Origin of the sequence: Agromyces larvae (genome assembly GCF_022811705.1) — a bacterium.
GTDB classification, from domain to species: domain Bacteria; phylum Actinomycetota; class Actinomycetes; order Actinomycetales; family Microbacteriaceae; genus Agromyces; species Agromyces larvae.
In genome coordinates this window covers 2,016,242-2,037,171 of the sequence record NZ_CP094528.1, presented here as the reverse complement: position 1 = coordinate 2,037,171, position 20,930 = coordinate 2,016,242, and the positions used below count along the sequence as shown (strand labels likewise).

Below are 20,930 nucleotides of genomic sequence, written 5' to 3'. Positions count from 1 at the left end.
CTGCGCGGCGACGCGGCGCCCCCGATCCGCGTCGCCGCACCCCCAACCCGGGCGCACGTCGACCACACACGACGAGCGTCCGGACCGGGGGCGGGGCCCGGCCCCGCCCCCGGATCCCCTCGATACCCAGGAGTACCACCATGACGACGGTCGATCCCGGCCTCGACGCCGCCGCCCCGAGCGCCGTCGGGGGCGAACGACTCACGGCGCCCGCCCCGCGCCCCAAGCGGCGGCCCCGCCGCGTCCGCGGCGGCCTCACGCCCTACGCGATGCTCGGCCCCGCCATCGTGGTGCTCGCCGCGATCGTGGGCTGGCCGCTCATCCAGCTCATCATCACCTCCTTCCAGGAGTTCGGCCGCGCCCAGGTGTTCGGCGCCCCGCCCGCATGGGTCTGGTTCGACAACTACCTCGACGTGTTCACCGACCCGGTGTTCTACGGCGTGCTCGCGCGATCGGTGCTGTTCGCCGCAGGCTGCGTCGTGGTGACCATGGTGGCCAGCACCCTGATCGCCCTCATGCTGACCCGGCTGCCGAAGGGCTTCCGGCTGCTGCTGACCGTCGGCATGCTGCTGGCGTGGGCCATGCCCGCGCTCACGGCGACCGTCGTGTGGGGCTGGATGTTCGACACCGCGTACGGCGTCATCAACTACGTGCTCGTCAACTGGTTCGGCCTCGCCGAGTTCAACCAGCACCAGTGGCTCATCAACCCGCTCAGCTTCTTCATGGTCGCCGGCATCATCGTCGTCTGGGGTGCGATCCCGTTCGCAGCGTTCACGCTGTACGCCGGACTCACCCAGGTGCCCGACGAGGTGCTCGAGGCCGCCCAGCTCGACGGCGCCGGCGGCTTCTCGCGCTTCCGGCTGATCATCTTCCCGTACTTGAAGCCGATCTTCCTGATCGTGACGATCCTGCAGGTGATCTGGGACCTGCGCGTGTTCACGCAGATCTTCGTGCTGCAGGACATCGGCGGCATCAGCTCGCAGACCAACACGCTCGGCGTGTACATCTACCAGAAGTCGATCGCCGGCGGCGACTTCGGGCACGGCGGTGCGATCGCGGTCATCACGGCGATCCTGCTGATGTCCATCTCGATCTACTACATCCGCCAGGTGCTGAAGGAGGAGGAGCTGTGAGCGCCACCGCGACGACCACCCGTGCGGTCACCGCACCCCACGCCGATCGCACCGCCAAGCGCAGCGGCGGCGGACGCCGCCGTCTCGGCACCGTGATCTACAGCATCATCTCGGTCGTGCTGTTCGTGCTGTTCGTGTTCCCGGTGTACTGGATGATCAACACGTCGTTCCAGCCGAACAACGCGATCCGCAGCTCCGACCTGCACTTCTTCCCCGACAACTTCACGCTGCGCAACTACGCGACGGTGCTGTTCGATCCGGGCCGCACGCCGTTCCTGCCGGCGGCGGCGAACTCGCTCATGGTGACCGTGCTCACCGTCGTCATCGCGCTCGTGTTCGCGTTCCTCGCGGCGGTGGCGGTCACCCGGTTCCGGTTCAAGAGCCGTCGGGTGTTCATCCTCACGATCCTCGTGATCCAGATGATCCCGGGCGAGGCGATGATCGTCTCGGTGTTCCGCGTCATCGACGGCTGGCACCTGCTGAACACCATCATCGGCCTCACGATCGTGTACATCGCCACGGTGCTGCCGTTCACGATCTGGACGCTGCGCGGCTTCGTGAACGGCGTGCCCGCCGACCTCGAGGAGGCCGCGATGATCGACGGCTGCTCGCGTGCGGGTGCGTTCTGGCGGGTCACGTTCCCGTTGCTCGCCCCGGGCCTGGTGGCCACCGGTGTGTTCGGGTTCATCCAGGCGTGGAACGAGTTCATCATGGCGCTGGTGCTGAACGCGCGGCCCGAGATGATGACGCTGCCGGTCTGGCAGCGCACCTTCCTGGTCGCGAACGGCACCACCAACTGGGCGGGCATCATGGCCGGCTCGGTGCTCATGGCCATTCCCGTCATCGTGTTCTTCTTGATCGTGCAGGGTCGCATGACGAGCGGCCTGGTGAGCGGAGCGGTCAAGGGATGAGTGTCCGTCGCGATGTGCTTGCGACCCTGCTGCCCGGATTCGACGGCCCCGACGCGCCCGCGTGGGTGCTCGATCGCCTGCGCGAGGGCCTGGGCGGGGTCTGCCTGTTCGGCTCGAACGTGGTGGATCCGGCGCAGGTGCGCGCACTGACCGAAGCCCTGCGCGCGGCGAACCCCGCCGCGGTGGTCGCGATCGACGAGGAGGGCGGCGACGTCACGAGGCTCTTCTTCGACCGCGGCGCCCCGTGGCCGGGCAACGCGGTGCTCGGCCGGCTCGACGACGTCGAGCTCACCGAGGCGGTCGGTCGCGAGGTCGGCGAGGCGCTGCGCGCCGTCGGCGTCACGATGACCTTCGCCCCCGACGCCGACGTGAACTCGAATCCCGAGAACCCCGTCATCGGCGTGCGCAGCTTCGGCGCCGACCCCGAGCTGGCCGCGCGGCACACCGCCGCGTGGGTGCGCGGTGCGCAGTCGACGGGCGTCGACGCGTGCGCGAAGCACTTCCCGGGGCACGGCGACACGGCGACCGACTCGCACCTCGCGCTGCCGGTCGTCGACGTGCCGGTCGAGACGCTGCGCGACCGCGAGCTCGTGCCGTTCCGTGCGGCGGTCGACGCGGGGGTCCGCTCGATCATGACGAGTCACATCCTGCTGCCGCAGCTCGATGCGGAGCATCCGGCCACCCTCTCCCCGCATGTGTTGCATCGCCTGCTCCGCGGGGAGCTCGGGTACCAGGGGGTCATCGTCAGCGATGCCCTCGACATGCACGGGGCGAGCGGCGTGCACGGCATCCCCGAGGCGGCCGTGCTCGCCCTCGCCGCGGGCTGCGACCTGCTCTGCATCGGCTCGGCGGTCGCCGAGCGCACCGTCGACGAGATCGTCGACGCGGTCGAGCGCGCCGTCGCGGCCGGTCGGCTTCCGGCCGAGCGGGTCGCGGAGGCGGCCGCGCGGGTGCGCGCGCTCGCGGACGCCTCGCGCGACCGGGACGGCTCGGATGCCGCGAACACTTCGGATGCCACGGATGCCACGGATGCCACGGCTGCCGCGGATGCCGCGGCCTCGCCGTCGGCCGTCGCGGTGACGCCCGCTCGGGTGATCGAGGCGTTCGACGTCGCGCCCGGCGCGCTCGATCGGCTCGCCGGCGCGGGCCGGGTCGGCACCGTCGTGCGGGTCGACACCGTCGCGAACATCGCGGTCGGCGTCGTGCCGTGGGGTCCGTTCGCCGCCGAGGCGGCGGCGCCCGGGTCGTGGCTCGGCGGGGCATCCGTCGTCGCGCTCGATGCCGAGCACCCGCTCGGCGACCCCGCCGCCCTGCCCGGCCCCGTCGTGGTGATCGGCAAGGACCTGCACCGCCACGCGTTCGCGGTCGCGGCGATCGCCGCGCTGCGCGCGGTGCGCGACGACGTCGTGACGGTCGACGCGGGCTGGCCCGACGGCGACCGCAGCCAGGCCGACATCGCGACCTTCGGCGGTTCCCGGCTCGTCGGCGAGGCGCTCATCGCGCTCGTCGCCGACGCGCTCGACGCCCCAGGGGTCGCCGAGGCGGTGGCGGAGTGAGACTCGGCATCGACATCGGCGGCACGAAGACCGCTGCCGTCGCGATCGGCGCTGACGGTGAGCTCACCGACCTGGTGCGCATGCCGACCGGCTTCGGCGCCGACGAGGTCGTGGCCACGGCGCTGCGCACCGTCGACCGGATGAGCGAGCTCGCGGGCGTGGCACCGTCGGCGTTCGCGTCGATCGGCATCGGGATCCCCGGCGCGGTCGACAGCGTCACCGGCCGCGTCGCGCACGCGGTGAACCTCGGGCTCGAGGGGCTCGACCTGGGGCCGCGCCTGAGCGACCGGCTCGGCGTCGAGGTCCGCATCGAGAACGACGTGAAGGCCGCCGCCCTCGGCGCCCACCACCTGCTCGGCGTCGCCGACGGACTCGTCACGCGCTCGATGGCCTACCTGAACCTCGGCACCGGCCTGGCCGCGGGCATCGTGCTCGACGGCGAACTGCTGCGCGGCAGTCGGGGGGTGGCCGGCGAGATCGGGCACATCCCCGTCGATCCCGCCGGCGAGGTCTGCGGGTGCGGGCAGCGCGGCTGCCTCGAGATGACCGCCTCGGGGTCGGCGATCGCGCGGATGTGGCCCACCGAGCATCCGCTGCCCGCCCGCGACCTGTTCGACCGCGCCGCTGCCGGAGACGCCCGCGCCATCGCCGTGCGCGAGCGGTTCCTCACCGGAGCCGCTGCCGCGGTGCGCCTGCTCGCCCTCACCGCCGACGTCGACGACATCGTCATCGGCGGCGGCCTGTCGGCCCTCGGCTCCGACCTGCTCGACGGGGTGCGGAGTATCCTCGTCAGGTGGTCGGAGCGCTCGCCGTTCCTCGCCTCGCTCGCACTCGAGCGCCGGATCCATGTCATTCCGACGGGCTTCCCGGCCGCCGCCGTCGGCGCCGCGCTCGTCGGCGAACCGAAGGAGTACGCCGTTGGCTGAGATCGTCATCGTTCCGGGCGAGGCCGAGGCCGGCGACCTGGTCGCCGGCGCGATCGTCGACCTCATCCACCGCAAGCCCGACGCCGTGCTCGGTCTCGCGACCGGGTCGACTCCGCTGCCGATCTACCGGGCGCTCGCGCAGCGCATCCGCGACGAGTCGGTCGACGTGCGCGGCGTGCGCGGGTTCGCGCTCGACGAGTACGTGGGGCTGCCCGCGGGGCATCCCGAGAGCTACCGCGCCGTCATCCGCCGCGAGGTCGTCGACCCGCTCGGCCTCACGCCCGAGCTGGTGCGCGTGCCGAACGGCGACCCGGCCGGCATCGAGCACGCCGGCGCCGACTACGAGGCCGCGATCACCGCGGCCGGCGGCGTCGACCTGCAGATCCTCGGCATCGGGCGCACGGGGCACATCGGGTTCAACGAGCCCGGGTCCTCGCTGGCGTCGCTCACCCGGGTGAAGACCCTGACCGAAGAGACTCGGCTCGACAACGCCCGGTTCTTCGACTCGCCCGACGAGGTGCCCATGCACTGCATCACGCAGGGCATCGGCACCATCCTGCGCGCCCGGCACCTCGTGCTGCTCGCCTTCGGCGAGGCGAAGGCCGGCGCGATCGCCGCGGCCGTCGAGGGCGCCGTGTCGGCGGCGCAGCCCGGGTCGGCGATCCAGCTGCACCCGCATGTCACGGTGCTGGTCGACGAGGCGGCCGCGTCGAAGCTCGAGAACCTGGGCTACTACCGGCACGCGTGGGCGAACAAGCCGGCCTGGCAGGGCATCTAGCGAGTCATCCGGCCGCCGCCGTCGCACCTCGCGCGCCGCACCGCGAGCTCAGCGTTCGCGTTCAGTGGGGGAGCAGCTCCCGCAGCGCGGCGAGGTACCCCTCCTCGTCGAACTGCTCGAGCACGGTGCGCTGCACCATGAAGCCGGGCGCGATGCCGAGCATGACGGGCGCCATGCGCTCGGCCCAGGCGGCGGGGTCGCCCTCGACGCGGTCGGGGTTGGCCTGCGCCCATGCGGCGGCGTGATCGCGCACCGTCGCACGCAGCCGCTCCAGCACGGGCTGCACGACGGCGCGGATCTCGGGGTCGATCGCGGCCTCGCCCCACAACTGCGGGATCATGTGCGTGAACCGCTCCCGGCGCATGCCCTCGATGAGGGTCGCGAGCACTTCCGCCGGCGGCAGCGGCTCGCCGCCCGCTCGGCGCTCGTCGAGTTCGCCGAGCCGTGCCTCGAGCACCTTGCCCGCCGAGGCGATGAAGAGCTCCTTCTTGCCCGCGAAGTGCCCGTAGATCGCGCCGGCCGACAACCCCGATTCGGCGATGACATCGCTCATCGCGGTGCGGCTGTAGCCGTGCTCGGCGAAGCAGCGCAGGGCGGCGTCGATGATCTCGTCACGGCGCGCGGTGCGGTACGCCTCGCTGACCTTGGGCATCAGGTGTCTCCTCGGGCTGGTTTGACAAGCCTACGTCCCGCACGTATAAAGAACGAGCATTCGTTTTTATTTCAGGAGGTTCGGATGCCTCGAGCCGACGCCGTTCGCACGGCACCGCCCGCCGCCGGTCGTGCACCGCACGCACCGCACACGCCGATCGGCCGGCTCGTCGGCGTCGCCCTGGCGCTCGCGGCGGTGGTCGCCGTCGTCGTGCTCGCCTTCGCGTGGCCGAGCGTCACGGCCGAGCCGCGCGACCTGCCGATCGCGATCGTCGGCACCGACCAGGCGATCGACGCGGTCGAGGCGGCGATCGACGAGCACCAGCCCGGCGCCGTCGCCCTGCAGTCAGCCGACGACCGGTCGGCGGCCGTCGATGCGATCGAGCAGCGCGACGTCTACGGCGCGATCGTGCTCGGCGAGCACCCCGAGGTGCTCACCTCGTCGGCCGCGAGCCTGCCGGTCTCGCAGATGCTGACCGGCATCGGCCAGACCCTCGAAGCGCAGATCAACGCCCGAGCCGCCGCCGAGGCCGCCGCCGCGGGGGCTCCGGTCGCGCCGCCGCACATCGACGTTCCGGCCACCGATGTCGTGCCGCTCGCCGACAGCGACCCGCGGGGCAGCGGCCTCGCCTCGGCGATGTTCCCGCTCGTGATGGGCGGCATGATCGGCGGCATCGCGATCTCGATCGCGATCATCGGTGCGTTGCGCCGCGTCGTCGCCGTCGCGATCTACTCGGTCGTCGGAGGAGTGGCGCTGTCGGGCATCCTCGGCGGCTGGTTCGGTTCGCTGCAGGGCGAATTCTGGCCGGATGCCGCGGCGATCGCGCTGGCCCTCGCGGCGATCGCCGCACCCATCACCGGATTCGTGGCGCTCATCGGGCGCGCCGGCATCGCGGTGGGCCCCATCGTCATGATGCTGTTCGCCAACCCGATCTCGTCGTCGACGATGCCCGCGGAGTTCCTGCCCGCACCGTGGGGCGAGGTCGGCCAGTGGTTCCCGCCCGGTGCCGCGGCGACGCTCGTGCGCGAGCTGAGCTACTTCCCGAACGCCGACACGACGTTCCCGTGGCTCGTGCTCGGCGCCTGGACGGTCGGCGGACTGCTGCTGTCCGTCGTGGGGCACTTCCGCACCGCCGGCGGTGCCGAGCCCGACGCGATCGCCGCCCACGAGGACGACCCCGCCGTCCCGGAGCCGCTGCCGGAGTCGGTGCCCGTGCCGGCGTAGCTCGAGGCATCCGACCCCGCCGCCGCCCTGCACGCGAAACCGCCCGGCGCCGTGCAGGCGGGGCGGGCAGCGGCTATGAGAGCTGCTTGCGCCCGTTGATGATGCCGCTCACCGCGGCGACCACGGCCACGACGATCGCGACGACCGGCTGGCCCATGAGCCACCACGCGATCGCGACCGCCGAGAAGATCGCGATCTCGATGAGCGCCTTGCCGAACGCGTCGATCGAGAAGACCGCCTTCGGCGACAGGAACAGCCCCCAGAGCGCGATCGCCGCCAGCGGGGCGACGATCCCGACGAGCACACCCGGCCACGGCAGCTCGAAGTCGACGAACCCCCAGACCGCGAGGCTCACGAACGCGAACAGCTCCAGCAGGAACCGCAGGATGTCGTTCGGGCCGATCTTCAGAGGGGCGGGGGTGGCGTCGTTCACGACGGTCAAGCCTAATCGAGCCGCGCCCGGCGAGGCCTCCGCGCCCGGCGAGGCCTCCGCGCCCGGCAGGGCCTCCGCGCTCAGCGGAAGATGATCGTGCGCGCCCCGTCGAGCAGCACGCGCCGCTCGGCGAACCACTTCACCGCCTGGCTGAGCGTGCGGCTCTCCTCGTCCTGACCGATCGCGACGAGCTCGCCGACCGAGCGCGAGTGGTCGACCCGCACCACGTTCTGCTCGATGATCGGGCCCTCGTCGAGGTCGCTCGTGACGAAGTGCGCGGTCGCGCCGATGAGCTTCACGCCGCGGGCGTGCGCCTGCCGGTACGGGTTCGCGCCCTTGAACCCGGGCAGGAACGAGTGGTGGATGTTGATGCACCGCCCGGCGAGCGCCTCGCACAGCTCGGGGGAGAGGATCTGCATGTAGCGGGCGAGCACCACGAGCTCGATGTCGTGCTCCTCGACGGCCTGCAGCACGCGCCGCTCGAACGCGGCCTTCTCGTCGGCCGAGGTGACGGGCGCCGACTCGAACGGCACGCCGTAGAAGTCGACCAGGTCGCGCAGCGTGCCGTGGTTCGAGAGCACGAGCGGCACCTCGACCTGCAGCTGGCCCGCGCGCTGGCGGAACAGCAGGTCGTTCACGCAGTGCCCGGCGGTCGAGCAGAGCACGAGGGTGCGAAGCGGGCGGCCGACCTCGTCGAGGTGCAGGTCCATGTTCCACCGCTCGACCGCGGGTGCCAGCGCGGCCTCGAACTCGGCGCGTCCGGCGGGCGACTCGACCTGCACGCGCAGGAAGAACCGGCCGGTGTCGCCGCTGGCGAACTGCTGGCTCTCGGTGATGTTGCCCCGCGCGGCGACGATGGCGCCGCTGACCGCGTGCACGATGCCGGGACCGTCGGTGCAGCTCAGGGTGACGACCCAGTGGTGCAGGCGTTCGGGGGAGGCATCCGTGGTCATCCGATGATCGTAGCGCCCGCGTAGACTGGGCGACGGTCGGCGGTCGACGTCGGCCCTGGGCGCGCACACGAGCGCGTAGTCGACCCGCGGCGGTGAACGATCCCGCGCGGGGAACGCCGTCGGAGAGACATCCTGATGTCCGTCACCGAATCCGCGCGCGCCGGGAAGCGCACCACCGTGCCCTGGTCGGCGCTGCTCACCCTCGCGGGCGCCGTCTTCCTCTCGATCACCCTCGAACTGCTGCCCACCGGCCTGCTGCCCGAGATGGCCGCGGGCCTCGACGTCGGCGAGTCCGCGATCGGGCTGACCGTGTCGGTGTTCGCCCTCACCGTCGTGCTGACCAGCGCTCCGCTCGTCGCGCTCACCGCGCGGGTTCCGCGCCGGTTGCTGCTCGTCGTCGTGCTCACCGTGCTCGGCGCCTCGACCATCGCGACGGCGCTGGCGCCGACGTACTGGGTGCTCGTGGCGGTGCGGTTCGCGGGCGGCCTCGCGCACGGCGTGTTCTGGTCGATCGTCGCGGCCGAGGCGTCGCGGCTCGTGCCCGATCGGCTCATCGCGCGCGCCGTTGCGATCGTGATCGGCGGCGGCACGCTCGCGATCGTGCTCGGGGTGCCGGCCGCGACGGTGCTCGGGCAGGCGTTCGGCTGGCGGGTCGCGTTCGCGGTCGTGGGCGGGCTGACGCTCGCGGGGGCGATCGCGGTGCGGCTCGCGCTTCCGAAACGGGCAGGTTCGGGCGCGGCGGTCGCGGATGCCGCGTCGCCGCCTTCGACCGGCACGGATGCCGCGCCCGCCGTCGCGGTGCATCCGACCGCCGCGCGCTTCCGGCGCAGCGACCCGGCGCTCGGCGCGGTCCTCGTGGTGTGCGCGGTGACGGCGCTCACGATGCTCGGCCAGTACGCGGTGTTCACCTACATCGCGCCGCTGCTCACCGACCTCATCGGCGTCGGTCCCGCGGCGGTCGGCCCGCTGCTGTTCGTGTACGGCGCGGCCGGTGCGGTCGGACTCGTGATCGCCGGGTCGCCGCTCGCGCGGCGGGCGACCGCAGCCATCCTCGTGTCGATGACGGTGATCGCGGTCGCGCTCGCGATGATCGCGCTCGTGCCGGGGGAGGCGGCCGGCATCGCCGCGCTCGCCGTCTGGGGGCTCGCGTTCGGCGCGTTGCCCGCACTGCTCCAGGTGCGGCTGCTGCGGGCGGCGCCCCCGTCGCACCGAGATGCGGCGAGCGCGCTCTACACGACCGGGTTCAACACCGGCATCGGCGGCGGTGCGCTCGTCGGCGCACTCGTGTTCGACGGCGTCGGCGTCGGTGCGCTGCCCTGGGTCTACGTCGTGCTGCTCGTGGCCGCTGCGATCGTGCTCGTGATCGGGCAGCGTCTCGCGCGCTGACCCGCGGGGCGGGACGAGTCGCGCCGGTGCGCGACGCAGCCCGCGCTCAGAACAGGTCGAACCAGGTCGCGGCCGCTGCGGGGCCCGAGCGGTCCCCGACGACGTAGCGCACCTCGACGCTCGAGGCGAGCCACCAGCGCAGGAAGCTGTTCGACTCGCGTGCCGTTCCCGCCGCGTCGAGCGTGTGCAGTGAGACGTCGCCGTCGATGTCGAGCGCCACGGTCGCCCCGGGCGCGCCGGTCAGGTCGATGCGGAGGAGCCGGAGCGCCGCGGAGGGCGCGTCGAGCACCACCTGGTGCGGAGCGGACGCCGGCGAGGTGTTGCCCGCGAGGTCGGTCTGCGTCGCCGTGAGGTCGGTCGTCCCGGCCGGGAGGCCGTCGATGAGCAGTGACCAGGCCCCCGCCGGGTCGGCGGTGGCGGTCCAGGTGCGTCCGGCCGCGCTGACGACGACGGATGCCCCGGGCTCGGCGATGCCCGCGACGATCGGGTCGACGAGGCCGCCGGCGGTGTCGATCGAGCCGATCTCGGGGGCGAGCGCTTCGGTATCGACCGGCTCTGGCTCCGGCTCCGGCTCTGGCTCCGGCTCCGGTTCGGGCTCCGGGCTCGGCGAGGGGCTGGGGCCGGGATTCGGGCGGGGTGCGGGGTCGGCCGGAGCCCCCGGCTGCGCGCCCGTCCCCGGCGCCGCGTCGACGTCGGGGCTCGCCTCGGGCTCGGGGCTGAGTTCGGGGTTCGGTTCAGGGGTCGGGCTCGCCGCGGGCGGCGCGCTCGGCGTCGGCGCGACGCTCGGCTTCGGGCCCGTGGCATCCGTCGATTCGGGCGCGGCCGCCTGCGCGGCCGGGCCCGACGAGGTCTCCGTGCTCGACAGCACCGCCGGAAGCACCACCGTCGCGGCGACCGCGGCGGCCGCGACGAGGAGAGCGCCCGTGCCGCCGATCGCGATCAGGCCCCCGATCCCGCCGGCGACGCCGGCGACCCCGGATGCGACGCCCGCACCCGCGGCGGCGCCGCCCGCCGCAGCACCGGCGCCGGCCGTCGAGCCTGCCCCCGCCGCCGCGCCCGATGTCGTCGCGCCGGCGCCGCTCGCGCCACCCGCGCCGCCCGCGCCGCTCAGCCCGGCCGCGCTCGCCGCGACCGCGGCCTCGCCGCCCTGCAGCCAGGCGGTGTACGCGGTCGCCCCCGAGATCCCGGCGACCAGCGGCAGCAGCACGAGCGCGAGGCGCGACCCGACCTCGCGGGCCTCGGCGGCGACGATGGTGCACTTCGCGCAGTCGTCGAGGTGCGCCTCGAGCTTCGCGGTGTCGCGCGCGCCGAGCTTGCCGCGGGTGTAGCTGCCGAGCCGGTCGACCGTCCACCGGCAGTCGGGCGCGTCGGTGCCGCGCAGGTGCGCGGTGATCCACGCCTGGCGCAGTCCTTCGCGGGCGCGGTAGGCGAGCGCGGCGGTCGAGTTCGCGCTCATGCCGATGAGCGGCGCGATCTGCGCGGGCGTCATCGCCTCGACCTCGCTGTACCAGAGCACCTCCTGCCAGCGCGTCGGCAGCGAACGGAACGCACGGGCGGTGAGCCCGGCGTCGAGCGCCTCGAGGGAGGCGGCCTCGGAGCTCGACGGGTCCTCGAACGATTCGAGCGTGTCGAGCGTGGTCTCGTGGCGGGCGCGGCCCCAGCTCGCCGCGGTGTTGCGGATGGTCGTGAACAGGTACGGCCGGAACGCGCCGGTGGGGCCGCCGCCCTTGCCGATCGCGTCGTAGATGCGGGTGAACGACTCGGCGACGAGGTCGTCGGGGTCGAGCGAGCTGAACGAGCGCGCGACGGTGCGCCCGGCGGCGGCATGGCGTCGCCAGAGCTCGGCGTAGGCGTCGGCGTCTCCCGACCGCGTGCGCATCACGAGGTCGGCGTCACCGGTCGCGGCGGCCTGTCGGGCCATGTCGCACCTCCGTTCGGGTCGTCGGCTCCGCTGGAGAGACGCGCGGGAGCGGGTTTCATGACGCGAGACCAGGGGTGCGCCCAATTCCAGCAGATTTTCGGCGCATCCGCGTCATAGCCGGGGACGGACTGCATCTCTTCTGGTGGAGGGGCACGACGGTCGGCCCGGGTGAGCTGGGGGAACAGTCATCCGGGCCAGGCCGCCGCCCTCCGGCGGGGATGCGGCGTCGAACGCGAGCCGCTCGCGCGAGTGCGGAACCCGAACCCGCGCTCAGGCCAGCCGCGTCCCCGCACCCCAGACCGCCTCGACGGCGAGGTCGTCGTCGAGCAGCACCGCGTCGGCGGCGAATCCGCGATCGAGCCGGCCGAGGTCGTGCGCCCGCCCGATGGCCGCGGCCGGCGTCACGGTCAACGCGCCGATCGCCTCCTCCAACGGGATGCCGCCGTCGCGCACCGCGCGTCGCAGGGCCGCGTCGAGCGTGAGCGTCGACCCCGCGATGCTGCCGCCCTCGACGAGCCGGGCGACGCCGTCGACGACCTCGACCTCGAGCGAGCCCAGGTCGTACCGCCCGTCGGCGGCGCCGGCGGCGGCCATCGCGTCGGTGATGAGGGCGACCCGGCCGGGCGCCCCCCGGAACGCGAGCCGCACTACGTCGGGGTGCACGTGCACGCCGTCGTTCACGATCTCGAGCGTCACGTGGTCGGCATGCATCGCGGCGACCACCGGACCGGGAGCCCGATGGTGGATGCCGCGCATGCCGTTGAACGCATGCGTCAGGATCGACGCGCCCGCCTGGAACGCGGCCAGTGCGGTGTCGAAGTCGGCGCCCGTGTGCCCCACCGCGACGCGCACGCCCGCCTCGACGAACCGGTCGATCGCGTCCAGCGCGCCGGGATGCTCGGGTGCGATGGTCACCTGGCGCAGGGCCCCGCCGGATGCTTCGAGCAGCCGCTCGACCGCGGCCGCATCGGCCTGACGCAGCAGCGCCGGGTCGTGCGCACCGCGGAACTCGTGATCCAGGAACGGGCCCTCGAGGTGGGCGCCCAGCACACGCGGGTCGCGCCGCGACGCCTCGGCGACGACCGCGAGCTGCTCGGCGAGCCGATCGACGGGCGCGGTGACGAGGGAGAGCACCGCGCGCGTGGTGCCGTGCGCGGCGTGCATCGACAGGCCTCGCTCGATCGCCTCGGCGCCCTCGTCGTACGCGACCCCCGCTCCGCCGTGCCCGTGCAGGTCGATGAATCCCGGCACGAGCAGCCGCCCCGCGGCATCCGTGACCTGCGCGTCGGGCGCGAGCGCGTCGCGCCATCCGTCGCCCAGGCCGCGCGCCGCGACCCGGTCGCCCTCGAACCGCACCCAGCCGTCGTCGCTGCGCTCGGCGCCCGTGATCACGCGGGCGGAATGGATGACGGTCGTCGTGCTCATCGCGTCCACGGTACGCCCCGCATCGGGTAGTAGGTCACCCCGAGCGCGTCCCAGCGCTCGCCGAGCCGGGCCACCCGTTCGAAGAACGCGTCGTGGTCGCGCTCGCCGCCCGCAGGCATCGGCGACCAGGCGATCTCGGCGATCGCGGTGATGCGCGGGAACACCATGAACTCGACCTCGTCGAAGCGCGACAGCGTCTCGGTCCAGATCGGCGCCTCGACGCCGAGCACCTGCTGCTCGCCGACGCCGGGCACGATCGCGGTGGGTTCCCAGGCGTACGCCTCGTCGAGGGTGGTCGGCCCCTTCGCCCACTGCAGGCCGACCGTGCGGCCGAGCGCGGTCTGCGGGTCGTCGACGTACTTCATGTCGAGGTACGCGGCATCGGCGGGCGACATCACGACCTTCCCGCCCTGCTCGACGAAGGAGCGGGTCTGCGCGACCACCTCGTCGTTCTCGGGCTCGACGTAGTTCCAGTACTGGCCGATCGTGCCCGCGGGCAGCTCGGTGGAGCTGCCCGCCTCATGCCAGGCGATCACCGTCTTGCCGGTCGCCGCGGCCGCCGCGGTGATGCGGCGCACCAGATCGAGGTAGTCGGCCTCGGGCGTCGCGTGCGACTCGTCGCCGCCGACATGGAGGTACGGGCCGGGGGTGAGCGAGGCGACGGTGCCGAGCACGTCCGCGAGGAACCGATCGGTGGCCTCGGCCCGCTCGGGCGACGCGCACAGCGACGAGAAGCCGACCTCGATGCCCTCGTACGGTGCCGGGGCGACGCCGTCGCAGTTGAGTTCGGGATCGGCGCTGAGCGCCGCGTTCGTGTGGCCGGGCAGGTCGATCTCGGGCACTACCGTGATCTGCCGGTCGGCGGCGTACCCGACGATGCGGCGGTAGTCGTCGGCGGTGTAGAAGCCGCCGCCGTCGCCGCCCACCGACGTGGCGGCGCCGATGCCGGTGAGTTCGGGCCGGCCCGGGATCTCGATGCGCCAGCCCTGGTCGTCGGTGAGGTGCAGATGCAGCACGTTGAACTTCAGCAGCGCGAGCTGGTCGAGATAGCCCTCGACGTCCTCGACGGGGAAGAAGTGGCGGGCCACGTCGAGCATCGCGGCCCGGTAGGCGAAGCGCGGGGCGTCGGTGACGGATGCCGCGGCGGCCGTCCAGCCGCCGGCGGGCTCGGTGGCATCCGGTCGCTCGATGGCCGGGGGCAGCAGCTGCCGCAGCGACTGCGTGCCCCAGAACGCACCTGCCGCGGTGTCGGCGCCGATGCGCGCGCCGTCGGCGGAGACCTCGAGCGTGTACCCCTCGGCGGCGGCGTCGGGCGCCTCGCCGGGTGCGACCACGATGAGGATGTCGGATGCCCCGGGCTCGGCGTCGTCGTCGCCGGATGCCGTGGCCGCGACGACCGGGATCTCCCAGCCGGTCGCGGCCCGCAGCCGTTCGGCGAGGAGCTCGGGCGCCGCGCCGGCGTCGCCCTCGACGCGGACGCGCGTCGACTCGGCGAGCCGGAACGGCGCATCCTCCTCGTGCAGCTCGAACGAGACGGGCAGTGGCGTGATGCCGGGCATGGGGGTTCCGTTCTGGTCGGCGGGAGTGCAGCCGGCGAGCAGCGTGGTCGCGAGCAGGCCGCTCGCGAGCAGCGCCGAGGTGCGTCGTCGCATATGGAAGGAGTCCTAACAAACTCGGGAGCTCCATCTTCCCACGGACGGCGGCGCAGCGACAGAGCGAACGAGGCTCCGCGGCATCCATTGGTATGCTTGCCGGGTCGCGACTGGCGTTGAGATGGTTCACCATCGGGGAGCGACCGGCACGCATCGACCGCACGCCTGGGCCGGTACGGATGCTTCGTGGCGCGAGTCGCCCGAGGCGCATTGTTCTCGTACCCCTGAGCCCGTCGAAGGGCCGCACGTCCAGAAGGAGCCGGTCTTGGCCGAATCAGTCTTCAACCAGCCGCTGTCCGTCGTCGATCCCGAGATCGCCGAAGTCCTCGAACTCGAACTCGGTCGCCAGCGCGACTACCTCGAGATGATCGCGAGCGAGAACTTCGTGCCCGTCTCGGTGCTGCAGTCGCAGGGCTCGGTGCTCACCAACAAGTACGCCGAGGGCTACCCCGGCCGCCGGTACTACGGCGGCTGCGAGTTCGTCGACGTCGCCGAGAACCTCGCCATCGCGCGCGCGAAGTCGCTGTTCGGCGCCGAGTTCGCGAACGTGCAGCCGCACTCGGGCGCGTCCGCGAACGCGGCTGTGCTGAGCGCGATCGCCACCCCCGGGGACACCATCCTCGGTCTCGAACTCGCGCACGGCGGCCACCTCACCCACGGCATGAAGCTGAACTTCTCGGGCAAGCTCTACAACGCCGTGTCCTACGGCGTCGACCCCGAGACGTTCCTCGTCGACCTCGACGTGGTGCGCGACAAGGCCCGCGAGCACAAGCCGAAGGTGATCATCGCCGGCTGGAGCGCGTACCCCCGCCAGCTCGACTTCGCCGCATTCCGCGAGATCGCCGACGAGGTCGGCGCGACGCTCTGGGTCGACATGGCGCACTTCGCCGGTCTCGTCGCCGCGGGCCTGCACCCGTCGCCCGTGCCCTACGCGCACGTCGTGTCCTCGACCGTGCACAAGACCATCGGCGGCCCCCGCTCGGGCTTCATCCTCACCAACGAGGCCGACCTCGCGAAGAAGCTCAACTCGAACGTGTTCCCCGGCCAGCAGGGCGGCCCCCTCATGCACGTGATCGCGGCGAAGGCCACGGCGTTCAAGATCGCCGCATCCGACGAGTTCCGCGACCGCCAGGAGCGCACCCTGAGCGGCGCCCGCATCCTCGCGTCGCGCCTCACGGCCGACGACTCCAAGGCCGCCGGCGTCGACGTGCTCACCGGCGGCACCGACGTGCACCTGGTGCTCGCCGACCTGCGCGACTCGCAGCTCGACGGCAAGCAGGCCGAGGACCTGCTGCACGAGGCGCTCATCACGGTGAACCGCAACGCGGTGCCGTTCGACCCGCGCCCGCCGATGGTCACCTCGGGCCTGCGCATCGGCACGCCCGCGCTCGCGACCCGCGGCTTCGGCGACGCCGAGTTCACCGAGGTCGCCGACATCATCGCCGAGGTGCTGAAGGGCGGCGCCGACATCGCCGCCCAGCGCGCCCGGGTGCAGGCGCTCACCGAGCGTTTCCCGCTCTACCCCGGCCTCCAGCAGTAGGCGCGCCGATGACCGCTGTGAAGCTGGACGGGGTCGCCACCGCGGCCGCCGTGAAGTCCGAGCTCGCCGGGCGCATCGCCCACCTGCGGGCGAACGGCGTCGTGCCGGGCCTCGGCACGCTGCTGGTCGGCGACGACCCGGGCTCGCGCTCGTACGTCGCCGGCAAGCACCGCGACTGCGCCGAGGTGGGCATCGAGTCCATCCGCGTCGACCTGCCCGCGTCGGCGACGCAGGCCGATGTGATGGCCGCGATCCGCGACCTGAACGCCGCGCCCGAGGTGACGGGGTACATCGTGCAGCTGCCGCTGCCGGCGGGCCTCGACGAGCACGCGGCGCTCGAGGCGATCGACCCGTCGAAGGACGCCGACGGGCTGCACCCGACGAACCTCGGGCGGCTCGTGCTCGGCATCGAGGGCGAGCTGCGCTCGCCGCTGCCGTGCACGCCGGCCGGCATCGTCGAGATGCTGCGCCGGTACGACGTGCCGATCCGCGGCAAGCACGTGACCGTGATCGGGCGCGGCCTCACGGTCGGCCGCCCGCTCGGGCTGCTCTTCACGCGCAAGGGGCTGGATGCCACGGTCACCCTCACGCACTCGCGCACGCTCGACCTGGCCGCCGAGGTGCGCCGGGCCGACATCGTCGTCGCGGCCGTCGGCGTGCCGCACCTCGTGCGGCCCGACTGGGTGAAGCCGGGCGCGGCCGTGCTCGACGTCGGCATCACGCGCGTCGAAGACGAGGAGACCGGCAAGGGCAAGCTGACCGGCGACGTCGACCCCGCCGTCGCGGACGTCGCGGGCTTCCTGTCGCCGAACCCCGGCGGCGTCGGCCCGATGACCCGTGCGATGCTGCTCGCGAACGTGGTGAAGGCGGCCGAGCTGAAGCTCGGCGGCTGAACCCCGGCGCTGCGGCCGCCGCGGCCGCCGCGGCGCTCGCCGTCACGGATGCCCCGGGCCGACGCGGTCCGGGGCATCCGTGCGTTCGCAGTCCGTTCACCCGACCGCTACCGGCTCGGCACCCGACGGTCGCCCCTCGCTCCTAGCGTCGGGGCATGCCCGCCGATGCACCGCTCCGCCGCGTCACGGCGATCATCCCTGCTCGAGGGGGCTCGCAGGGTCTGCCCGGGAAGAACGTGGCCAGGGTGGGCGGGCTGCCGCTCGTGGCGAGGGCCGTGGGGGCGGCCCTCGCCGCGAAGCACATCGACCTGGTCGTGGTGTCCACCGACGACCCGGTGATCGCCGACGTCGCGCACGCGGCGGGCGCCGAGATCGTCGAGCGTCCGGCCGAGCTCGCCGGACCCGACGCGTCCAGCGAATCCGCCCTGCTGCACGCGCTCGACGCGCTCGGCGGGGAGGACGCGCCCGACATCGTCGTGTTCATCCAGGCGACGTCGCCGTTCATCCGGCCGGCCGATCTCGATCGGGCGATCGAGCGGGTCGCCGCAGGCGAGCACGACTCGGTGTTCTCGGCGGCCCTCACCCACCGGTTCCTCTGGCGAACGGATGCCACGGGCGCCGCGTACGGCGTCAACCACGAGCCGAGACGTCGCCCGCGCCGCCAGGAGCGTGCGGCCGAGTGGCTCGAGACGGGTGCGTTCTACGTGCTCGACGCCGACGGGTTCCGCAGGGCCGGGCATCGCTTCTTCGGTCGTGTCGGACTCGAACCCGTCGACCCGCGCACCGCGATCGAGGTCGACGACCCGCACGACCTGGAACTCGCTCGCGCGCTCGCACCGACCCTCGACGGCGGCCTGCCCGGCTCCGCGCCGCCGATCGTCGACGTGGACGCGGTGGTCACCGACTTCGACGGCGTGCACACCGATGACACCGCGACGGTCGACGAGCACGGCGTCGAGAGCGTCCGGGTGAGCCGGGCCGACGGGCAGGGTGTGGCGCGGCTGCGCCGCGCGGGCATCCCGGTGCTGATCCTCTCGGCCGAGGAGAACCCCGTCGTGGCACGCCGCGCCCGCAAGCTCGGCGTCGAGTGCCGTCAGGCGGTCGGACGGAAGGGCGAGGCGCTCGCCGAATGGGCGCTGGCACGCGGCATCCCGCTCGATCGCATCGCGTACCTCGGCAACGACCTCGGCGACCTGCCGGCGCTCGCGCTCGCGGGGTGGCCCGTCGCGGTCGCCGACGCCGTGCCCGAGGTGCGCGAGGCGGCACGCCTGGTGCTCGAACGGGCGGGCGGGCACGGCGCGGTGCGCGAGCTCGCCGACCTGGTGCTGGGCGCTCGCGCGCGGCGCGAGCCCGATGCATCCGATTCGCCTGAGGCATCCGATTCTCCTGCGACATCCGGCCCGCGCGACGCGACCGCCGTGCCGTTCGATCCCGATTTCCTTCCCGTCGCCCGCTGACCGAACCAGAGGAGCATCATGTCCGTGCGCATCGGCGCCCGCGAGATCGGGCCGTTCGAACCCGTGTACGTCATCGCCGAGATCGGCTTGAACCACAACGGCGATGTCGAGGTGGCCAAGCAGCTCATCGACGTCGCCGCCGACGCGGGCGCGCAGGCGGTGAAGTTCCAGAAGCGCACGCCCGAGATCGCGACGCCGCCGCACATGCGCGACCAGCTCCGCGAGACGCCGTGGGGCACCATGACCTACCTCGAGTACCGGCGTCGGGTCGAGTTCGGCGAGGCCGAGTACCGCGAGATCGCCGCGCACGCCGGCGCGCGGGGGCTCGACTGGTTCGCGTCGCCGTGGGATGTCCCGTCGGTCGAGTTCCTCGAACGCCAGGGCGTCGTCGCGCACAAGGTCGCGTCCGCGTGCCTCACCGACCTCGCGCTGCTCGACGCGGTGCACCGCACCGGCAAGCCGGTGATCCTGTCGACCGGTATGTCCACGCTCGACGAGATCGACCTCGCCGTCGAGGTGCTGGGCACGGATCGGCTGGTGCTGATGCACGCGACGTCCAGCTACCCGATGCCGCCCGAGGAGGCGAACCTCCTCGTCATCGACGCGCTGCGCCGCCGGTACCCCGGCGTTCCGGTCGGCTATTCGGGTCACGAGCGCGGGCTGCAGATCTCGATCGCCGCGGTCGCGCTCGGCGCCGCCGCGGTCGAACGGCACATCACGCTCGACCGCGCGATGTGGGGCAGCGACCAGGCCGCGTCGCTCGAGCCGCAGGGGCTGGCGCACCTGGTGCGCGACATCCGGGTGCTCGAGGCGGCGCTCGGCGACGGCGTGAAGCGCGTCTTCCCGGGCGAGGAGGCGCCGAAGGCGAAGCTCCGGCGGATCCTGCAGTCGTGAGGTCGGTTGCCTCGCGGCGGCTGCTGGTCGTCGCCGACTCCGACTCGTACCTGAAGTGGGGAGCCGCGCTCGCCTCGACGCTGCCGCCGGGGCGATGGCGCACCCGGGTGGTCGTGGTGCAGACGCCGGTCGCGCCGAGCGGCCGCCAGCTCGCCGCCGCGCTCGCCGGCACCAGGTTCGCCCCGGGCGACGTCGCGACGGTCGACTTCGCCGAGCTCGGGGATCTGCTCGACGCGTTCGCGCCCGACGCCGTGCTGCTCGCCCTGCGCGGGCCGTTCGTGCGGGTGGTCGCACCGCGCATCCTGCGGCGGCCGCGGCGGCCCGTGCTGCTGAGCGGGTTCCCGGGGCTGACGATCCCGGTCGCGCGCAAGGCGATCGTCTACCGCGAGCAGACCGACCTGGTCGTGCTGCACAGCCGCCGCGAGGTGCGCGAGTTCACGGGGCTCGCCCGCATCCTCGGGCTCAGGGCGTCGTTCGGGTTGGCGACGCTGCCGTTCCTCCGGGTGCGCGGCGGGCTGGAGGGCGCCGGGCCGACCGCATCGGATGCATCCGCCGGCACCGGCGGCACGGGTCTGGACATCGTCTTCGCCGCGCAGGCCAAGGTGCCGGCCGAGCTCGACGACCGGTTGCGCCTGCTCGGCTGGCTCGCGGAGCACGCCCGTCGCCACCCCGAGCACCGCGTGGTCGTGAAGGTGCGGGCGCGGGCGGGGGAGGCGCAGACCCATGCCGAGCAGTACGACTACGGCGAGCTGGTCGAGCGGTTGCGGCGATCGGATGCTCCGCCGCCGGCGAACCTCGTCGTCGAGGACGGACCCATGGCCGCGCAGCTGCGTCGCGCGGGGGCGCTGGTCACGGTCGGTTCGACCGCGGCGATCGAGGCGGTCGCGGCGGGCGTGCCCGTGTTGCTGATCGACGAGTTCGGGGTCGCGCCCGAACTGATCAACACGGTGTTCATCGGGTCGGGGCTGTTCGGCAGTGCGGACGACCTGGTCGCCGGACGCTGGCGGCGGGTCGACCCGGGATGGCGACGTGACAACTACTTCCACGGCGACGACGCCGACGACTGGGTGCAGCGGCTCGAGGAGCTCGCCGCCGCCCGTGACGGCGCGCCGTTGCCGATGCTTCCGCGCACCCGGGATCGCGCGGGCGGGGCGCTGCGGGCGGCGTACGATCGCCGCCGGATGCTCGGTCGCTTC

17 protein-coding genes, 1 pseudogene and 1 riboswitch are annotated in these 20,930 nt (G+C 73.2%); of the genes and pseudogenes, 12 read left to right on the top strand and 6 right to left on the bottom strand.

The window, feature by feature from the left end; translation table 11 throughout:
* The first annotated feature begins 140 nt into the window (after positions 1-140).
* The 5 genes from MTO99_RS09965 to nagB are packed head-to-tail and all read left to right on the top strand — an operon-like array spanning position 141 to position 5,304.
* On the top strand, positions 141-1,133 hold the full coding sequence (locus MTO99_RS09965) for a carbohydrate ABC transporter permease (protein WP_243553470.1): 993 nt from the start codon (positions 141-143) through the stop codon (positions 1,131-1,133).
* The gene (locus MTO99_RS09960; RefSeq protein ID WP_243553469.1) at positions 1,130-2,044 is read left to right on the top strand and encodes a carbohydrate ABC transporter permease; all 915 of its coding nucleotides are present in this window, start codon (positions 1,130-1,132) and stop codon (positions 2,042-2,044) included. The genes MTO99_RS09965 and MTO99_RS09960 overlap by 4 nt, the downstream gene beginning before the upstream one ends.
* Positions 2,041-3,600 carry a glycoside hydrolase family 3 protein gene (locus tag MTO99_RS09955; protein WP_243553468.1) on the top strand — a complete coding sequence of 520 codons (1,560 nt, stop codon included), beginning with the start codon at positions 2,041-2,043 and terminating at the stop codon, positions 3,598-3,600. Before MTO99_RS09960 ends, MTO99_RS09955 begins: the two co-directional genes overlap by 4 nt.
* On the top strand, positions 3,597-4,526 hold the full coding sequence (locus MTO99_RS09950) for an ROK family protein (RefSeq protein WP_243553467.1): 930 nt from the start codon (positions 3,597-3,599) through the stop codon (positions 4,524-4,526). Before MTO99_RS09955 ends, MTO99_RS09950 begins: the two co-directional genes overlap by 4 nt.
* Complete coding sequence (gene nagB, locus MTO99_RS09945; RefSeq protein WP_243553466.1) at positions 4,519-5,304, top strand: glucosamine-6-phosphate deaminase; 786 nt, start codon at positions 4,519-4,521, stop codon at positions 5,302-5,304. The genes MTO99_RS09950 and nagB overlap by 8 nt, the downstream gene beginning before the upstream one ends.
* Before the next feature lie 61 nt (positions 5,305-5,365).
* Here the strand turns inward: nagB and MTO99_RS09940 are convergent, their stop codons facing one another.
* Positions 5,366-5,956, bottom strand: a complete 591-nt coding sequence (locus tag MTO99_RS09940) for a TetR/AcrR family transcriptional regulator (protein WP_243553465.1) — start codon at positions 5,954-5,956, stop codon at positions 5,366-5,368.
* Positions 5,957-6,040: 84 nt separating this feature from the next.
* Here MTO99_RS09940 and MTO99_RS09935 point away from each other — a divergent pair, with 84 nt between their 5' ends.
* Complete coding sequence (locus MTO99_RS09935; protein WP_243553464.1) at positions 6,041-7,180, top strand: ABC transporter permease; 1,140 nt, start codon at positions 6,041-6,043, stop codon at positions 7,178-7,180.
* A gap of 73 nt (positions 7,181-7,253) precedes the next feature.
* Here MTO99_RS09935 and MTO99_RS09930 read toward each other — a convergent pair whose 3' ends face one another.
* Both MTO99_RS09930 and purU read right to left on the bottom strand, forming a co-directional pair.
* Positions 7,254-7,613, bottom strand: coding sequence for a YrdB family protein (locus MTO99_RS09930; protein WP_243553463.1), 360 nt, complete (start codon positions 7,611-7,613; stop codon positions 7,254-7,256).
* A gap of 80 nt (positions 7,614-7,693) precedes the next feature.
* Positions 7,694-8,566 (bottom strand): formyltetrahydrofolate deformylase, encoded by an 873-nt coding sequence (gene purU, locus MTO99_RS09925; RefSeq protein ID WP_243553462.1) that lies wholly within the window; start codon positions 8,564-8,566, stop codon positions 7,694-7,696.
* A gap of 135 nt (positions 8,567-8,701) precedes the next feature.
* Here purU and MTO99_RS09920 point away from each other — a divergent pair, with 135 nt between their 5' ends.
* A complete protein-coding gene (locus tag MTO99_RS09920; protein WP_243553461.1) occupies positions 8,702-9,952 on the top strand; it encodes an MFS transporter in 1,251 nt (416 codons plus the stop codon).
* A gap of 46 nt (positions 9,953-9,998) precedes the next feature.
* Here MTO99_RS09920 and MTO99_RS09915 read toward each other — a convergent pair whose 3' ends face one another.
* From MTO99_RS09915 to MTO99_RS09905, 3 genes are all read right to left on the bottom strand, one after another.
* Positions 9,999-11,873 (bottom strand): sigma-70 family RNA polymerase sigma factor, encoded by a 1,875-nt coding sequence (locus tag MTO99_RS09915; RefSeq protein WP_243553460.1) that lies wholly within the window; start codon positions 11,871-11,873, stop codon positions 9,999-10,001.
* Positions 11,874-12,143: 270 nt separating this feature from the next.
* Complete coding sequence (gene nagA / locus MTO99_RS09910; RefSeq protein ID WP_243553459.1) at positions 12,144-13,298, bottom strand: N-acetylglucosamine-6-phosphate deacetylase; 1,155 nt, start codon at positions 13,296-13,298, stop codon at positions 12,144-12,146.
* A complete protein-coding gene (locus tag MTO99_RS09905) occupies positions 13,295-14,950 on the bottom strand; it encodes a beta-N-acetylhexosaminidase (RefSeq protein ID WP_243553458.1) in 1,656 nt (551 codons plus the stop codon). Before MTO99_RS09905 ends, nagA begins: the two co-directional genes overlap by 4 nt.
* A 96-nt stretch (positions 14,951-15,046) precedes the next feature.
* Positions 15,047-15,128: riboswitch (ZMP/ZTP riboswitch) on the top strand.
* 87 nt (positions 15,129-15,215) lie between these two features.
* Here MTO99_RS09905 and glyA point away from each other — a divergent pair.
* The 5 genes and pseudogenes from glyA to MTO99_RS19165 form a co-directional block, all read left to right on the top strand.
* Positions 15,216-16,490 carry a serine hydroxymethyltransferase gene (gene glyA, locus MTO99_RS09900; RefSeq protein WP_243553457.1) on the top strand — a complete coding sequence of 425 codons (1,275 nt, stop codon included), beginning with the start codon at positions 15,216-15,218 and terminating at the stop codon, positions 16,488-16,490.
* Between the two features lie 8 nt (positions 16,491-16,498).
* Positions 16,499-17,383 carry a bifunctional methylenetetrahydrofolate dehydrogenase/methenyltetrahydrofolate cyclohydrolase gene (locus MTO99_RS09895; RefSeq protein ID WP_243553456.1) on the top strand — a complete coding sequence of 295 codons (885 nt, stop codon included), beginning with the start codon at positions 16,499-16,501 and terminating at the stop codon, positions 17,381-17,383.
* Positions 17,384-17,538: 155 nt separating this feature from the next.
* Complete coding sequence (locus tag MTO99_RS09890; RefSeq protein ID WP_243553455.1) at positions 17,539-18,840, top strand: acylneuraminate cytidylyltransferase; 1,302 nt, start codon at positions 17,539-17,541, stop codon at positions 18,838-18,840.
* Between the two features lie 18 nt (positions 18,841-18,858).
* Positions 18,859-19,734, top strand: coding sequence for an N-acetylneuraminate synthase family protein (locus MTO99_RS09885; protein WP_243553454.1), 876 nt, complete (start codon positions 18,859-18,861; stop codon positions 19,732-19,734).
* Positions 19,731-20,810 (top strand): annotated as a pseudogene (locus MTO99_RS19165) (DUF6716 putative glycosyltransferase); the annotation flags it as partial. The gene MTO99_RS09885 and the pseudogene MTO99_RS19165, both read left to right, overlap by 4 nt.
* Positions 20,811-20,930: the final 120 nt, after the last annotated feature.

Coding starts and splice junctions, on each gene's coding strand:
- MTO99_RS09965 (WP_243553470.1), top strand. CDS start 141: ATGACGACGGTCGATCCCGGCCTCGACGCCGCCGCCCCGAGCGCCGTC.
- MTO99_RS09955 (WP_243553468.1), top strand. CDS start 2,041: ATGAGTGTCCGTCGCGATGTGCTTGCGACCCTGCTGCCCGGATTCGAC.
- MTO99_RS09940 (WP_243553465.1), bottom strand. CDS start 5,956: ATGCCCAAGGTCAGCGAGGCGTACCGCACCGCGCGCCGTGACGAGATC.
- MTO99_RS09935 (WP_243553464.1), top strand. CDS start 6,041: ATGCCTCGAGCCGACGCCGTTCGCACGGCACCGCCCGCCGCCGGTCGT.
- purU (WP_243553462.1), bottom strand. CDS start 8,566: ATGACCACGGATGCCTCCCCCGAACGCCTGCACCACTGGGTCGTCACC.
- MTO99_RS09920 (WP_243553461.1), top strand. CDS start 8,702: ATGTCCGTCACCGAATCCGCGCGCGCCGGGAAGCGCACCACCGTGCCC.
- MTO99_RS09915 (WP_243553460.1), bottom strand. CDS start 11,873: ATGGCCCGACAGGCCGCCGCGACCGGTGACGCCGACCTCGTGATGCGC.
- nagA (WP_243553459.1), bottom strand. CDS start 13,298: ATGAGCACGACGACCGTCATCCATTCCGCCCGCGTGATCACGGGCGCC.
- MTO99_RS09905 (WP_243553458.1), bottom strand. CDS start 14,950: ATGCGACGACGCACCTCGGCGCTGCTCGCGAGCGGCCTGCTCGCGACC.
- MTO99_RS09895 (WP_243553456.1), top strand. CDS start 16,499: ATGACCGCTGTGAAGCTGGACGGGGTCGCCACCGCGGCCGCCGTGAAG.
- MTO99_RS09890 (WP_243553455.1), top strand. CDS start 17,539: ATGCCCGCCGATGCACCGCTCCGCCGCGTCACGGCGATCATCCCTGCT.
- MTO99_RS09885 (WP_243553454.1), top strand. CDS start 18,859: ATGTCCGTGCGCATCGGCGCCCGCGAGATCGGGCCGTTCGAACCCGTG.